12 protein-coding genes are annotated in these 15,932 nt (G+C 70.5%); 7 read left to right on the top strand and 5 right to left on the bottom strand.

What is annotated here, in order from left to right; all coding sequences use genetic code 11:
* Position 1: 1 nt before the first annotated feature.
* A complete protein-coding gene (locus ACWGSM_RS02795) occupies positions 2–826 on the top strand; it encodes a PP2C family protein-serine/threonine phosphatase (RefSeq protein WP_452321446.1) in 825 nt (274 codons plus the stop codon).
* Positions 827–884: 58 nt separating this feature from the next.
* Positions 885–3,650, top strand: a complete 2,766-nt coding sequence (locus tag ACWGSM_RS02790) for an FtsK/SpoIIIE domain-containing protein (protein ID WP_452321445.1) — start codon at positions 885–887, stop codon at positions 3,648–3,650.
* A 6-nt stretch (positions 3,651–3,656) separates the two neighbouring features.
* Here ACWGSM_RS02790 and ACWGSM_RS02785 read toward each other — a convergent pair whose 3' ends face one another.
* A complete protein-coding gene (locus ACWGSM_RS02785; protein WP_452321444.1) occupies positions 3,657–4,652 on the bottom strand; it encodes an asparaginase in 996 nt (331 codons plus the stop codon).
* A gap of 40 nt (positions 4,653–4,692) precedes the next feature.
* Here ACWGSM_RS02785 and ACWGSM_RS02780 point away from each other — a divergent pair, with 40 nt between their 5' ends.
* Positions 4,693–5,181 carry an OsmC family protein gene (locus tag ACWGSM_RS02780; protein ID WP_452321443.1) on the top strand — a complete coding sequence of 163 codons (489 nt, stop codon included), beginning with the start codon at positions 4,693–4,695 and terminating at the stop codon, positions 5,179–5,181.
* A 2-nt stretch (positions 5,182–5,183) separates the two neighbouring features.
* Here ACWGSM_RS02780 and ACWGSM_RS02775 read toward each other — a convergent pair whose 3' ends face one another.
* Positions 5,184–5,972, bottom strand: a complete 789-nt coding sequence (locus ACWGSM_RS02775; protein ID WP_452321442.1) for a lysophospholipid acyltransferase family protein — start codon at positions 5,970–5,972, stop codon at positions 5,184–5,186.
* A 128-nt stretch (positions 5,973–6,100) separates the two neighbouring features.
* Here ACWGSM_RS02775 and ACWGSM_RS02770 point away from each other — a divergent pair, with 128 nt between their 5' ends.
* Entirely contained in the window at positions 6,101–7,048 is a 948-nt protein-coding gene (locus ACWGSM_RS02770) for an FKBP-type peptidyl-prolyl cis-trans isomerase (RefSeq protein WP_452321441.1), read from the top strand.
* Positions 7,049–7,109: 61 nt separating this feature from the next.
* Positions 7,110–8,192, top strand: coding sequence for a 1-deoxy-D-xylulose-5-phosphate reductoisomerase (dxr, locus tag ACWGSM_RS02765; RefSeq protein ID WP_452321440.1), 1,083 nt, complete (start codon positions 7,110–7,112; stop codon positions 8,190–8,192).
* Positions 8,193–8,222: 30 nt separating this feature from the next.
* Here the strand turns inward: dxr and ACWGSM_RS02760 are convergent, their stop codons facing one another.
* The gene (locus tag ACWGSM_RS02760; protein WP_452321439.1) at positions 8,223–9,833 is read right to left on the bottom strand and encodes a Mur ligase family protein; all 1,611 of its coding nucleotides are present in this window, start codon (positions 9,831–9,833) and stop codon (positions 8,223–8,225) included.
* 86 nt (positions 9,834–9,919) lie between these two features.
* On the opposite strand from ACWGSM_RS02760, the gene ACWGSM_RS02755 reads away from it, so the two are divergent.
* Entirely contained in the window at positions 9,920–11,233 is a 1,314-nt protein-coding gene (locus ACWGSM_RS02755; protein ID WP_452321438.1) for a M50 family metallopeptidase, read from the top strand.
* A 63-nt stretch (positions 11,234–11,296) separates the two neighbouring features.
* Here ACWGSM_RS02755 and ACWGSM_RS02750 read toward each other — a convergent pair whose 3' ends face one another.
* A complete protein-coding gene (locus tag ACWGSM_RS02750) occupies positions 11,297–13,177 on the bottom strand; it encodes a chorismate-binding protein (RefSeq protein ID WP_452321437.1) in 1,881 nt (626 codons plus the stop codon).
* Positions 13,178–13,410: 233 nt separating this feature from the next.
* The gene (locus ACWGSM_RS02745; RefSeq protein ID WP_452321436.1) at positions 13,411–14,568 is read right to left on the bottom strand and encodes a DUF222 domain-containing protein; all 1,158 of its coding nucleotides are present in this window, start codon (positions 14,566–14,568) and stop codon (positions 13,411–13,413) included.
* 206 nt (positions 14,569–14,774) lie between these two features.
* On the opposite strand from ACWGSM_RS02745, the gene ispG reads away from it, so the two are divergent.
* Positions 14,775–15,926 carry a flavodoxin-dependent (E)-4-hydroxy-3-methylbut-2-enyl-diphosphate synthase gene (gene ispG, locus ACWGSM_RS02740; RefSeq protein ID WP_313356625.1) on the top strand — a complete coding sequence of 384 codons (1,152 nt, stop codon included), beginning with the start codon at positions 14,775–14,777 and terminating at the stop codon, positions 15,924–15,926.
* The last annotated feature ends 6 nt before the right edge of the window (positions 15,927–15,932 follow it).

Here is a 15,932-nt window from a genome sequence, read left to right as displayed (position 1 = left end):
CGTGCCTGAGACCACGACGCAGACTTTCCGCGTCAGCGACGACCTCGAGCTCAGCTGGGCGGGCGTGACCGACCGGGGCCGACGCCGCGAGAACAATCAGGACTCCTTCCTCGCGAAGTACCCGCTGTTCATCGTCGCCGATGGCATGGGCGGGCACGCCGGCGGCGAGATCGCCAGCCAGGCGACCGTCGACCGCCTCTCCGACATGGTCGACTCGGGGCAGATCGACGACGAGCGCATCGTCGCGGCGCTGCAGCTGGCCGTCGACGACATCCACAGCCATCCCGAGACGACCGACGAGGGAACCGGCACGACCCTGACCGGCGTGTACCTCGACCGCGGTGAGGACGGCTGGCGCTGGATCTCGCTGAACATCGGCGATTCCCGCGTCTACCTGGAACGCGACGGCCGTCTGATCCAGGTCACCACCGACCACTCCGTCGTGCAGGAGCTCATCGCATCGGGCAAGATCAGCCCGGAGGAGGCCGATGCGCACCCCTACAGCAACGTGATCACGCGTGCGGTCGGGGCGAACGAGCTCGTCTCGCCGGACTACGTCGCGATCGACGTCGTCGACGGCGACCGCTTCATCATCTGCTCCGACGGTCTCACCAAGGAGCTCACCGACTACGGCATCCTGCACTTCCTGCGCGAGAACGCCGAGCCCGCCGATGCGGTGAACGCGATGGTCGATGCCGCGCTGGAGAACGGCGGGCGCGACAACGTGACGCTCATCGTCCTCAATGTGCGCTTCAGCGGTGGCGCCACGCAACGGCCGGCCGTCGCCGACGAGTCCTCCTCCACAGATCCCGCGATCGAGGATTGAGCCTCGCCGGCCTGTGGAGAGGCCGGATCCCGCCACGGCGATGAGCTGGGATGGGCGGATGGATGCCTCGACCATCGTCCTGCCCGCCGCTCCCGCGCAGTCGGGGCGACCACCGCTCCCGCTGCTCGCCGCGATCGTCCCCGTCATCGCGGGAGTCGTGCTGTGGCTGATCACGGGATCGCTGTTCGCGCTGTGCTTCGCCGCCCTCGGCCCGCTCATGCTGCTCGCCTCGTTCGCGGACGGCATGCGGTCGCGGCGCAGAGCTCGCCAGCGGGCGGAGGGGGAATCCGACGCGGCCTGGCAGCGTGCCGAAGACGAGCTCGGTCGCCTGCATGATCAGGAGCACCTGATGCGCTGGCATCGCACACCCGATGCGGCGGGCTGTCTGCTCGACCCGCCGCTGCGTGGCCGCACGCCGCTGAGCTCGGCTACCGAGCTGGTGATCGGGCGGGGGCGCGTCGGCAGTCGGGTGCGCGCATCGGGCGGCGACGACGAGAGATCGCGCGCCTTCCGGGAACGTGCCGAGCAGCTGGCCGACGCTCCGATCGTCGTCGAACTCGGCGGCGGGGTGTGCGTCCGCGCCCCGGGCCCGATCGCGAGTGCTGTCGTGAGAGCACTCGTGGCGCAGCTGTGTCTGCGGTTCGGGCCGTCGGAGCTGAGTCTGCACGGTTGCGGCGTCGCCGACTGGGGTCTCGAAGGCTTTCCGCACGCCGGCCGCCGCGGCGCACGACTCCGGCTGAGGGTCGGCGACGGAGCCGAGCCGGCGGATGCGGTGATCTGCGTGCGGATGCCGGGGGAGGAGCCGCCGGAGGGGGTCACGACCGTGCTGGAGTGCGTCGCGCCGTCACGAGCGGTGGCGCGCATGGTGGAGGGGCTGCGGGATCTCGCCCTGGAGGCGGTGTCGCTGCAGCAGATCGGCCTGATCGCGGCCGGCGCGGCGAGCAGATCGGGGGCCGACGCTCAGGTTCCGGATGCCGTGGCGCTGGGCGAGCTCCAGGCGGCCGCCGGCGGCGACGGCAGACTCGTCGCACGGTTCGGGCGAGGGGAACAGGGCGATGTGCTCGTCGACCTCGTCGACGACGGGCCGCACGCCATCGTCACCGGCATGACCGGCACGGGCAAGAGCGAGCTGCTGACCAGCTGGGTCGCCGCGATCGCCGCAGCGCACGCACCCCGGGAGGTGACGTTCGTGCTGATCGACTTCAAGGGGGGCACGGCGTTCGACCCGCTGCGCGCACTGCCGCACGTCGTCGCCGTCGTGACCGACCTCGACGCGGCCGGTGCCCGGCGCGGCGTGGGAAGCCTCAGCGCCGAGCTGCGGCGCCGGGAGGCGGCCCTGGCGTCGGCGGGTGCGCGCGACGTGGGCGAGTTCCCCGCGCTCGCACGACTCGTCATCGTCGTCGACGAGTTCGCCGCACTCGTGCAGGAGCATCCCGACCTGGCGCAGATCTTCACGGACGTCGCCGCGCGCGGCCGCGCGCTGGGGATGCACCTCGTCCTCGGTACGCAGCGTGCCGGCGGCGTGATCCGGGATGCCCTGGCGGCGAACTGCCCCCTGCGGCTGAGCCTGCGCGTGGCGGAGCCGGCCGACAGCCGTCTCGTGATCGGATCGGATGCTGCCGCCGCCCTGCCCGGCGGACCCGCGTCGCGCGGCCTGGTGTATGTGCGACGGCCCGAGGACGACGAGCCGCGCGCCATGCGCGTCGCTCTCACCGCGCCGCACGACCTCGATGCGGTGGCGAGCCGGTGGGCGGGAGTCGATTCGCCGGCCAGCCCGTGGCTGCCGCCGCTGCCGCGCGTGATCGACGTGCCCGCGGACGGCGGCGCCTGCGCGTCCGGCCTGGTGCTCGGCCGCGCGGACGAGCCCGAGAAGCAGAGGCAGCCGTGGGTGCACCTCGCACCGGGCGACGGACTCGGCGTGATCGGCGGCCCGGCCTCTGGTAAGAGCACCCTGATCCGCACGGTGCAGTCCCAGGACCCGGATGCCGTCGTCATCCCCAGCGACGCCGAGGAGGCCTGGGATGCCGTGGCAGAGCTGTCGACCGGCCGCCACGGCATGGTGCTGTGCGACGGTCTCGACGTTCTGCTCGCGCAGTACCCTGCCGAGCACGCGCAGCTCTTCATGAGCCGCTGGGAGCGCATCGTGCGCGCCCGGGCCGGCGCGGTGATCACCGCCTCGCGCGCGTCAGGCCCGGTGGGCCGGCTGCTCGACGGGCTGCCACGCCGTGCGCTGCTGCGGCTGAGCAGCAGGGTGGAGCACATCGCCGCGGGAGGAGAGTCCGCCGCGTTCGATCCGCATCGGCCGCCCGGGCGCGGCTCACTCGACGGCCGCGACGTGCAGCTCTGCTGGACCGATCCGGTCGCGGCGGGCGGCGAAGCGGCGGGTCTCGGATCGACGGGCGGCGGACGGACCGGCAGCGGGCCACGGGAGAGCGCACGCCGGCGTGGCTCGGAGGGCTGGCGGCCCCAGCGCGCCACCGCCGGTGTGGTGACGTCGGCGGTCGAGGAGACCCGGAGGGCACTCGCGCTCGCACACCCGGGACGCCGGGTGACGATACTCGCCGAGAGCGGCTCGGCGGGGATCGATCCGGATGCCGATGGTGCGCCGCAGGTGATCGTCGGTGATCCCGAGCAGTGGCGTGCTCAGTGGTCTCTGCTTCAGGGCATTCGCAGCGGCGGCGAACTCGTCGTCGCGGCCGAATGCGCGACCGAGCTGCGCCAGCTCGCCGGAGTGCGCGACACCCCGCCGTTCGCACGTCTCCATGAGGGTCGGGCGTGGGTCGTGGCGTCCGGTGGCAGGCCGCGGCGGGTGCGGTTGATGTGAGCGGTGTCAGATGCCGGAACCCGGGCGGATCATGCCGACCGGGTGACCGCCGCCGAGCACGTCGAGCGGGAGAGCCGTCGCCAGCGCACTGACGTCCGCTTCGGTGAGTGCACCGGCGCGCGCGAGCAGAGTCGCGGCGACGATAGCCGACGCGCGGCTGCTGCCGTCGAGGGTCTTCAGCGCCACGGTCGTGTTGTCGGGCGCGACCATGACCATGACACCTTCGGCGCCGTGCTTTGCGAACACGCCGAGCGTCTCGATGGCGATGGTGTCCGGCTCGCCGGGGCCGGCGATCGTCCACGGATTCTCGCGCACCGCGCGCACGAGGGCGCCGGCCACCCGGTGCAGGGCGAAGGGGGAGCGCTCAGACGCCGAGCCGATCCGGTGGATCGCCCGGGCCAGGCCCAGCAGGGTGATCGCGTGCACCGGTGCGCCGCAGCCGTCGATCGCCGTGTGCGCGATCTTCTCGCCGGCGAGGCGCTCGACGACGTCCCGGATGTGCACCTGCAGCGGATGCGCGGTGTCTAGGTACCCCTCGGTCGGCCATCCCGTCGCCACACAGGCGCGGAGCATCAGCGCATGCTTGCCGGAGCAGTTCATCCGCACGCGGGCCTTGTCGGCGTGGTCGCGGATCATGTCGCGACGTGCCGTCGCGTCGGAGGGCCACGCCGCGGGGCACCCCAGGTCGTCCTCGTTGAGCCCGCCCGCGGAGAGCATCTCGCGCACGATCTCGACGTGCCGGTCGGTGCCGCTGTGGCTGGCCGTGCCGAGCGCGAGCTGCTCGCCCTCCAGCGCCGCGCCGGCGGTCACGCTGGCGATCGCCTGCAGCGGCTTCAGGCTGGAGCGCGGCAGGATCAGCGCATCGGCGTTGCCGTGCTGAGCGACGACGTCTCCCTCGGGGGAGAGCACGACCGCGGCGCCCGCATGGCGGGATTCCACGAAGCCGTTGCGCTCCACGATCGCGAGTTCGACGGCATCAGCGATGGTGAGAGTCTCGAGCACCAGACAAGCCTAATGCGCTGCACGGTGGCAGACTGGCGCGATGGCACCCCTCGGCGAACACCACTACGCGCTCACGGCCACCTGGACGGGCAACCGCGGCACCGGCACGAGCGGATACCGCGACTACGCGCGCGACGTCACGATCGGCGTCCAGGGCAAACCCGACCTGCTGGCATCGGCCGACAAGCCGTTCCGCGGTGACCCGGCCCGATGGAATCCGGAGGATCTGCTTCTGGCGGCCCTGTCGGAATGCCACCTGCTGTCGTATCTGCACGCCTGCGTCACGGCCGGGGTCGTTGTGACCGAGTACCACGACGAAGCCACGGGAGTCATGTGCGAGGACGGTCGAGGCGGAGGCGCCTTCGCCGAGGTGACGCTGCGACCGCGGGTGAGCGTCGCCGAGGAGTCGATGCTCGAGGCAGCACAGCATGCGCACCACACCGCTCACGAGTGGTGCTTCATCGCCAACTCGGTGAACTTCCCGGTGCGCCACGAGGCGACCGTGGTGGTGGCGTCCGAATCCGCCTGAGCTCAGCGGCGCTCGTGAGGGAGCGCCTGCTTGAGCTTCTCGATCGGCGTCTGCGCGGGCGGCTCGTTGTACACGCCGGCGAGCTCCTGCTCGCTCAGCGCGTGGATGGCGGCCATGATCTCGTCGGTGGCCAGGCGGCGAGCTCGTCCGCTCGTCGCCGGGCCGTGCCTGGACACATCGATCGGCGTGCCGAAGCGCACCGTCACGCGCTCGCTGAGCACGGGCATCTTCGCCCCTCTGGGCATCACCCTGTCCGTGCCGATGAGGCCCACGGGGACGACCGGAGCGCCGGTCTGCAGGGCGAGGAAGGCCACGCCGGTGCGTCCCTTGTACAGCCGGCCGTCCGTCGAGCGCGTGCCCTCCGGGTAGAGCGCGACGGCCAGGCCGTCGTCGAGAAGCTGGCGCTGCTGATCCAGCGCGTCGAGAGCTGCCTGCCCCGCACCGCGGCGCACCGGGATCGCACCGACCGAGGTGAAGAAGTCGCGCGAGATCGCGCCCTTGAGTCCGGTGCCCTCGAAGTAGCTCGACTTGGCGAGGAAGTGCACCGGTCGGGGAGCGGCGATCGGGATCGCCATCGAATCGATGAACGACAGGTGGTTGCTGGCGAGGATCACCGCGCCGGTCAGCGGGACGTTCTCGCGGCCCTCGATGCGGGGCCGGTAGACCACTCGCGCCACGGTTCCGGCGATCATCCGCCCGACCTTGTACTTGAACCCCGCACGGCGGGGCGACGGGTGCGCCGGCGTCTCCGATTCGAAATCCGCGGGGGTGACCGACTGCTCAGAACTCACCGGGAGAGCCTATCCTCCGGCGCATGCCGGTCGCGGAATGACGCTGTGTCCTGATCGCGCGTTCAGCATCAGCAAAGACGGGTGCGACAGGATGGGGTCTTCCCGTTCCGCGAACTTGAGGTCTCATCTTGCGTCTGCGCCCCCTCACCCTTGCGTCCACTGTGGCCGTCACCGCACTTCTGCTCACCGGATGCTCCGGCGCGAAGGATCCGTCGACGTCGCCCGACTCGAAGGGCAACGCCGACGCGTGCGCGCAGGTCGCTTCTCCCGGCGCGCTCACCGACAGCGTCGACGTCAGCGGCGAGTTCGGTCAGCCCGCCAAGATCACGGTGGAGAAGGACCAGAAGGTCGACGACGTGCAGCGCACCGTCATCTCCGAGGGCAAGGGCGAGAAGGTCAAGGCGGGCGACTACATCGCGTACGCGATGAGCGCCTTCGACTCCAAGAGCGGTGACCACCTCGGAGACATCGGGTATGCCGAGGGCGAGCTGCTTCCGCAGGACGCGCTGGCGAACCAGGCGCTCGCCGAGGCGGTCGGCTGCGCTCCGGTCGGCACCCGCGTCGCCTTCGCGCTGCCTGCCTCCGAGGGCGCGGATTCCCAGCTGTACATCATCGACGTGCTGGACACCGTGCCCACCGCGGCATGGGGCGAGAAGCAGGACCCTGTCGACGGGATGCCCATCGTCACGCTCGCCAAGGACGGCGAGCCCGACGTCGACGTGCCCACCGGCGACGCCCCCGACGAACTCACGATCTCGGTGCTGAAGCAGGGCGACGGACCCGAGGTCGCCGACGGCGACACCACCCTGCTGCAGTACTACGGCGTCGACTGGGAGAGCGGCGAGAGCTTCGACTCATCGTGGTCGCGGGGTGCGCCGTACGCCGCACCGGGCAACACCTATGTGCCCGGCTTCGTGCAGGCGCTCGCCGGCCAGAAGGTCGGCTCGCAGGTGCTCGTGGTCATCCCGCCGGCGCTCGCCTACGGCGAGGACCCCGAGGGCCATGAGCTCGGAGGCAAGACGCTCGTCTTCGTCATCGACGTCCTCGCGACGCAGCACGCGCCCGCCGCGCAGTGATGCGCTGAACGAGAGGGCGGTGATCCGGCAGGGTCGCCGCCCTCTCACATAGGCTGACGGCATGCGTCGCGTCATCGTCCTCGGCTCCACAGGCTCCATCGGCACCCAGGCGCTGGATGTGATCAGGGGAAACCCCCGCCGCTTCGAACTCGTCGGCATCGCGGCGGGCAGCAACGCCGAACTGGTCGCCGAGCAGGCTGCGCAGTTCCAGGTCGAGCACACCGCTCTCGGCGCGGCCGAGGCAGAGCAGATGGTGCGCGACGTCGAGGCGGATGTGGTGCTCAACGCCATCACCGGCTCGATCGGGCTCGGCTCGACGCTCGCTGCCCTCGAGGCGGGACGCACGCTGGCCCTGGCCAACAAGGAGTCCTTGATCGTGGGCGGCGAGCTGGTGCGCGCGGCAGCGGCTCCCGACCAGATCGTGCCGGTCGACTCGGAGCATTCGGCGCTGGCGCAAGCGCTGCGCTCCGGCACGCGCGCCGAGGTCAGAAGGCTCGTCGTCACGGCATCCGGCGGGCCGTTCCGCGGCCGCTCCCGCGCCGAGCTGGCCGACGTCACCCCTGCTCAGGCCCTCGCACACCCCACCTGGGACATGGGACGGATGGTCACCACGAACTCCGCAACGCTCATCAACAAGGGGCTCGAGGTCATCGAGGCGCATCTGCTGTTCGACGTGCCGTACGACGACATCGAGGTGGTCGTGCATCCGCAGTCGATCGTGCACTCGATGGTCGAGTTCGTCGACGGTTCGACGATCGCGCAGGCTTCTCCACCGGACATGCGTCTGCCGATCTCACTCGGGCTGGACTGGCCGCATCGCGTCGGCGGGGTCGGACGGCCGCTCGACTGGAGCACGGCGACCAGCTGGACCTTCGAGCCGCTCGACGACGAGGCGTTCCCCGCCGTCGCCCTCGCCAAGGCGGTCGGCCGCGCCGGCAGCACGTTCCCCGCGGTGTACAACGCCGCGAACGAGCAGGCGGTGCAGGCGTTCCACGAGGGTCGGCTGACGTTCCTCGGCATCGTCGACACCGTGCGGCGGGTCGTCGACGCGCACGATGCCCCGGAGAAGCTGACGATCGAGGCGCTCGACGACGCCGAGTCCTGGGCGCGCGCCACGGCGGATGCCCTGATCGCCGCGTCCTGATCTCTCTGCGTGCCGAGCACGCCCGACGGCTCAGTCGGCGTAGGGGACCGGCCAGTGCGAGTCGGGTGCCGGCCACCCCGCCGCGATGAGCGCACGACGGGCCAGCTCGCGGGCCGAGTAGGGCGTGCGCACGCCGCGGATGTCGCGGTAGTCCTGGTGCCCCGGTCCCGCCCAGAGTATGGCATCCCCTTCGCCGACCAGCCCCACGGCGGTCACGATCGCGTCCTCCGGAGGTGATACCTCGTGGATCTCGGCATCCGGTCGCGCGTGACGGGCGCCTTCGACGAGGGTCGCCCGGATCGATGCCGCGTCCTCGAACCGCGGATGGTGGTCTGTGATCACCAGGATGTCGCTGCCCTCGACGGCGGTGCGGGCCATGTCGAAGCGCTTCGTGGCGTCGCGGTCGCCGTCGGCGCCGAACAGCATGAGTACCTTGCCCGGGGTGACGCGCCGCACGGCGGCGAGGGTCTTCTCGAAGGCGTCAGGAGAGTGCGCGAAGTCGACGTACACCGCGGGACCGGTCTCGCCCGAGATGAACTGGGTGCGCCCGGGCAGATGCGCGAGGATGCGTCCGTCGCGGTCGAGCGCGTCGACGATGCGCTCCCAGTCGTATCCGCCCTCCAGCAGCATGACGATCGCGAGCCCCGCGTTGGCCGCCATGTGCGGTCCGATGACGGGCACGACGGTCGACAGGGTGCGCCCCTCAGGGCCGGTGAGGGTGAACCCGGTGCCGCTGGGACGCTCCTCGTCGACCGAGACGACCCAGTCGGCACGGGCGGCCGCATCCGGATCGGCGGCGATCGCGGGCGTGCCGACGGTGACGACCGGCACGGTCGCGCGCTCGACGACGATCGATCCGGATGCCGAATCCACACTCACCACGGCGCGGCGCGAGCGCTCGGGGGTGAACAGCGGCAGCTTCGCCTCGAAGTACTCCTCCATGTCGGCGTAGTCGTCGAGGTGGTCGTGCGAGAGGTTGGTGAACCCGGCGACGTCGAACATGATGCCGTCGACGCGGTGCCGCGACAGCGCCTGCGCGCTGACCTCGACGGCGACGGCCTCGACCTCGCGCTCGCGCATGAGGGCGAGCAGCGCGTGCATCTCGGATGCCTCGGGGGTGGTCAGGCGCGAGACGATCACCTCACCGGCGATGTGGCGTTCTGCGGTCGACGACAGACCCGACACGACCCCGATCTGATCCAGCAGACCCTGCAGCAGGTGCGACACGCTCGTCTTGCCGTTGGTGCCGGTGGTGCCGAACAGCAGCGGCAGCGGGTCGCCCGCGCCGGTGCCGTACACCCAGGCGCTCAGCGCGCCGAGCACCGCGCGCGGGTCATTCACGACGATGACCGGCAGTCCTGCAGAGGTGGCGATCTCTGCGCCCGCCTCGTCGGTGATCACCGCGACCGCGCCCTTCTCGGCCGCCGTCTGCGCGAACTCCGCGCCATGCCGGTTCACGCCCTGGATGGCGACGAAGGCCTCGCCCGCACGGAGGTCGGCGGTGGCGAGGGTGATGCCGCTCAGCTGCACGCCGGCGATGTCACCGCGGACGTCTCGAGCGAAGCGTTCGGCCAGCTCTGTCAGCGCACGACGTGGTGGGTCGGCCGGACGGAGCACAGGGGGCAACGATGTCGTGGTCATATCCCGTCCATGATCTCACGCGGCCCGGAGGCTGCCGGCGTGCGGGGATCCAGGGGATTCCTCAGCGCTGGCACTAGCGTGGACGGGTGGAGATCCTGCTGTACCTGGGCGGCATCGTGTTCATGCTGATCGGCCTCGGCCTGTCGATCGGGCTGCACGAGGTCGGGCACCTGCTGCCCGCGAAGCTGTTCGGCGTGCGCGTCGGACAGTACATGATCGGCTTCGGGCCGCGGCTGTGGTCGAAGCGGATCGGCGAGACCGAGTACGGGTTCAAGGCGCTGCCGCTCGGCGGCTTCATCTCGATGTCGGGCATGTACCCGCCGTCGGCGAAGAGCACCCCCGCCCGGGGTCTGTTCGCCTCTCTCGTGCAGGATGCCCGTACCGCCAACGACGAGACGATCGCGAACGGCGACGAGAGCCGGGTCTTCTACCGGCTGCCGGTCTGGAAGCGCGTGATCATCATGCTGGGCGGGCCGGCGATGAACTTCATCCTCGCCATCGCGATCTTCACGATCATGGCATCCGGGATCGGCATCCAGCAGGCGAGCACGACCGTCGCCTCGGTGACCGAGTGCGTTCTGCCCGCCGGCACGACGCAGCAGAGCTGCGCGAGTGACGATCCCGCCGCTCCCGCGGCCGAGGCGGGTTTCGAGCCCGGCGACGTGCTCGTCAGCGTCGGCGGTGAGAAAGTGCAGACCTTCGCCGAGGTCTCCGCGATCATCCAGCGCTCGCCGGACGAGCGGCTGGACGTGGTCGTCGAGCGCGACGGCCAGCGGGTCGATCTGTCGCTCACCCCGGTCGCGGCGCAGCGCGGAGAAGTGGATGCCGAGGGCCGCCCGGTGCTCGATGATCAGGGCGAGCCGGTGACCCACACAGTGGGATACGCGGGCATCTTCGCGCAGAGCGAGTACGCGCCGCAGCCGATCGGCACGGGCCCCGAACTCGCGATGCAGCAGACCGGAGCTGTCGCCTCCCTCGTGATCAACCTGCCCGAGAAGCTGTGGAACGTCGGCGTCTCGCTCGTGACGGGAGCCGAGCGCGACCCGAACGGCCCGCTCAGCGTGGTCGGGGTGGGTCGCCTGGCCGGTGAGGTGGCGGCCACGGATGCCCCGGTGCTGAACCGCCTCGTCGTGCTGATGAACCTGCTCGCGGCGCTGAACATCGCCTTGTTCGTGTTCAACCTCATCCCGCTGCTGCCGCTCGACGGCGGCCACGTCGTCGTCGCGCTCTGGGAGGGTCTGAAGCGCACGTGGGCGAAGATCACGGGGCGTGCCGCCCCGAAGCCCGTCGACGCGACCCGGCTGGTTCCGGTGACCGTCGTCGTCGCGGTGCTGCTGATCGGCATGGGTGCGCTGCTGATCGTGGCCGACCTCGTCAAGCCGATGAGCCTGCTCGGCTGACGCTGCTCGGCCGGCCTTCCCGGGCGGCCTTCCCGGCTGGCCTTCCCGGCTGGCCTTCCCACGTCAGATGAGGGCGTGGGCGGCGAGCCGCTCCAGCGTCTCCAGGCCGTCGCGCGACAGGATCGATTCGAGGTGTCCCTGCACCGACGCGAAGCGGTCTCCGCGCAGCGCGTAGACGTCGCCTGTGGAGGCATCCGCCGACACCTCCGCATCCGTCACGGCCGTCGTGCCGGGCGCGACCCGGGCGGTGTAGGTGTTGTAGAAGCCGACCGACGCGTCCTGCCCGAAGACCGGAACCGTCTTCTGCACGCCCTGGTGCGGTGTGTCGAGCGGAACCAGGTCGATGCCGAGCCGGTCGGCGAGGATCTGATGGCTCAGGCACACGGCGAGCAGTGGCGCTCCCGCGTCGCAGCGTCGGGCCACGACCTGCTGCATGCGCGCGATGCGCGGGGAGGCGGTGTCGCGGGGGTCGCCGGGCCCGGGACCGGCGACGACCAGATCTGCGGTGTCGATCGCGTTGTCGGTCACGGTGTCCCACGAGGCGATCTCGACCTCGAGCCCCAGGTGACGCAGCTGGTGGGCGAGCATGGTGGTGAAACGGTCCTCGGCGTCGACGACGAGTGCGCGGCGGCCCGCGAAGCGGCCGCCGGGATGGGCATCCTGCGGCTGCATCCAGAAGTCCGCGAGGCGGGTGTTGCGCGATGCCAGCAGAGCGGCGATCTCGGGATCGTCGGCGAGCCGCACCTCACCCGGCGCATCGTCGCCTCGCGCCTCGGCCGCGCGGTCGCGCTCGATGGCGCCGATCGCGCCCAGCACACCCGCCGCCTTGCCGTGCGTCTCGCTGACCTCGCCGTGCGGGTCGGAGTGGCGTACGAGCGTGGCGCCGACCGGCACGCGCAGCTGTCCGTCGGAGAGATACACCGTGCGGATGAGGATCGGGGCATCCAGATCGTGTCCGCCCTCGCCGTTCGGGGTGAAGAGCGCGGCGACGCCCGAGTAGTACCCGCGGGGGGACCGCTCGTGCCTGCGGATCACCGCGCACGCGTTCTGCATCGGCGAGCCGGTGACGGTGGGGGCGAACATCGTCTCGCGCAGGATGTCGCGCGGGTCGAGGCGACTGCGCCCGCGCAGCATGTACTCGGTGTGGGTGAGTCGCGACATCTCCTTGAGATGCGGGCCGGTGATCCGGCCGCCGTCCGAGCAGACCTGGCTCATCATCTTGAGCTCTTCGTCGACGACCATGAACAGCTCCTCGGTCTCTTTGGTGGACGAGAGGAACTCGGCCAGAGACTCGCGGGTCGCGCCGCCCGCCGGGTGACGGAACGTGCCCGAGATCGGATTCATGGTCACGACGCCCTCGCGTGCGACGACGTGCGCCTCCGGGCTGGCGCCGACGGCGATCTGATCGGGGGTGACGACCGCGAACGTCCAGTACGCCCCGCGCTCGTGCGCGAGCAGCGCGCGGAACCAGGTGAGGGCAGCCGTGCGGTCGTCGGCCTCGAATCTCGCGCGATAGTCGCGCCGGATCACGAAGTTCGCCCCCTCGCCGTGGCCGATCTCGTCGGCGATGACGCGCTCGACTATCTCGGCGTAGTCGTCGTCGGAGATGTCGAACCCGCCGTCGTTCAGCGCGATCGCGGCCTGGGGGAGCACACCCATCAGCTCGGCGCGGTCGAGCCGGAGGTGCTCGGTGACGAGCAGGCAGCGCAGCGGGGTGCCGTCGTCGTGCGCCTCGAATCCGCGCTCGCGCACCTGGCGGTAGGGGACCATGGCGAACACCTCGCGGGCGCCGTCGGGACCGTCGAGCGGAATGTCGGCCAGACGGTCGACGTCGACGATGTCGCCGGTGAGCAGGTCGATGCCGCCCTCACGTGCGATCAGCACGAACGGTGCGTCACGATCGGCCGTGAGCTCTGCCAGTCGGGCGAGCGGAACTGCGGTCATCGGGGTCTCCTCGGTCGGGGATCCGGTGCGGGCAAGAAAAAGACCGCCCCGGAAGGCGGTCTGATCTCGTGGGTACGCGAATCACCGCCTAGAAGGCGGGCCACCAGGTGCGGGTCGCGGACATACCGTGAAAGTAGCACATCGCGGTGCGGGCGATCGGGCGCGTGACGCCGCGCGCAGCCGCTTTCGCTCGCGGAGACAGCCTCTTTCGAACCCCATGCCGCACTCGATCGTCAGAAGGGCGGCGGAGCAGCGCTGCGGAAACCGGTGGGGGAGATGACCTGCGCCGTGTGGTCGGGTCGGGTGCGGTATCGGATGCGGGTGCGATGTCGCATGGTGTGGTCGCGGGGGCAGAGTGGTCGCAGCTGGGTGAGGTCGGTGGTTCCGCCCTTCGCCCAGGGCCGGTCGTGGTCGAGGTCGGCGTCGACGGCGAGGTGGGTGCATCCGTCGCGGGAGCAGGTCCCGTGGTGCAGGGTCAGCCAGTCGCGCTGAGCGCGGGTGGGGCGGTAGGTGCGCCGGTCCATGTCGATGATCACGCCTTTGACGGGGTCGGTGATCAGCCGGTGGAATCCGCGGGCGTCGAGGAAGAGCTGCTTCGCGGTGAGCGGGTCGATCGTGTCGCCGCCCACGATGGACGCGGATTCGACGGGGACTGGTTCGCCGGCGAGCAGCTGCACGGGCACGGTGACGAAGACCTTCGTCTTCACCGCAGTGGGGGTGCCGATGCCGCGCAGCCATGCGCTGAACAGGTCGGCGCGGATCTGATCCCGCGTGCGCCCGTCGCGCTCAAACTTCTGGGTGTGCTTCGCCGTCGCCGTCAGGCGGCGCATCATCGCGACCGCCTCGTGGGTGGGGACCAGGGCGGTGACCCACGACATTCCGTCGCCGGCGGGGGAGCGGCCGACATGCCGGTCGGCCATCGCGCGGGTGTGCCGGCGGGCGGCGGTGTCGCCGGTGATCCGGTCGACGAGCTTCTTCGCCCGCTGCCGCAGCACCGCTGATGAGCAGGTCAGCACCCACTCGTGCGCGGCCTGATCCAGCCGGGCGAGCGCGGCGGCCTCGGCATCCCGAACCTCCTGCGGCGCGCCGAGCGGGGAGGCGAGCGGGCCGGCGGCGGTGACGATCACCCCGACGTTGTGCATCGACGCGAACCCGTCACGGGCGCGCTGCCACAGCAGCGGCAGATCCCGCGCCGCCGTCTCAGCGACAGAGCACAGCTCCCGCACCCGCTCCTGCGAGATCCGCAACCGCAGCGACAGCTCCAGCACGACAGCCCGCTCGGCCATCTGCGCGTCGGCGTCGATCGTGTAGATCTCCGGATGCTGACGAGCGAACTCGACCGCTTCCACCACGCGCTGCGCCTGACGAGCCGCATAACGGTTCGCATCCACCTCAGAACACGTCACATCATCAAGAAGAACACCTAGCACATCACCCGCAGACCGCGGGATCGAGCCGAACTCCTCATCGATGATCACCACACCAGTATAGAACAAAGATTCGAATATGTCTACACCTGTATCGCGGCAGATCTTGCCCCGGACACGAAGCGGTCGACTTCCAGCCGACGCCGATCGGGCGGCGGTAGCCTGGATGCGTGCCTGCAGTGAATCTTGGGATGCCGCGCATCCCCGAAGTCCTCGCCCCACGTCGCAAGTCCCGTCAGATCCGGGTCGGCAAGGTCCTGGTCGGCGGCGACGCCCCCGTCAGCGTCCAGTCGATGACGACGACGAAGACCACCGACATCAACGGCACACTGCAGCAGATCGCCGAGCTCACGGCATCCGGCTGCGAGATCGTCCGCGTCGCGGTGCCGTCGCAGGACGACGCCGATGTGCTGCACATCATCGCGAAGAAGAGCCAGATCCCGGTGATCGCCGACATCCACTTCCAGCCGAAGTACGTGTTCCAGGCGATCGACGCCGGCTGTGCGGCGGTGCGCGTCAACCCGGGCAACATCCGCAAGTTCGACGATCAGGTGGGCGCCATAGCCAAGGCCGCGCAGGATGCGGGCGTGTCGCTGCGCATCGGCGTGAACGCCGGCTCGCTCGACCCGCGACTGCTCGAGAAGTACGGCAAGGCGACCCCCGAGGCGCTCGTCGAGAGCGCGGTGTGGGAGGCGTCGCTCTTCGAGGAGCACGACTTCCACGACTTCAAGATCTCGGTCAAGCACAACGACCCCGTCGTGATGGTCAAGGCGTACCGCCAGCTGGCCGAGCGCGGTGACTGGCCGCTGCACCTCGGCGTGACCGAGGCCGGTCCGGCGTTCCAGGGCACGATCAAGAGCGCCACCGCGTTCGGCATCCTGCTGGGCGAGGGCATCGGCGACACCATCCGTGTCTCGCTCTCGGCGCCCCCGGCTGAAGAGGTGAAGGTCGGCCACCAGATCCTGCAGTCGCTGAACCTTCGCGAGCGCAAGCTCGAGATCGTGTCTTGCCCCTCGTGCGGTCGTGCGCAGGTCGACGTCTACTCGCTCGCCGATGACGTCACCGAAGGGCTCAAGGACATGACGGTCCCGCTGCGCGTCGCCGTGATGGGCTGCGTCGTGAACGGCCCCGGCGAAGCGCGCGAGGCGGACCTCGGCGTCGCATCGGGCAACGGCAAGGGGCAGATCTTCGTCAAGGGAGAGGTCATCAAGACCGTGCCCGAGGCCGACATCGTCGCCACGCTCATCGAAGAGGCGAACCGCATCGCCGCTGAGATGGGCTCCGACGCCCCGCTCGGCACCGCCCAGGTCATCACCGGCTGACGCGTC

The organism is Microbacterium sp. NPDC055521, assembly GCF_053619695.1.
This window is presented reverse-complemented; position numbering and strand designations above follow the sequence as displayed.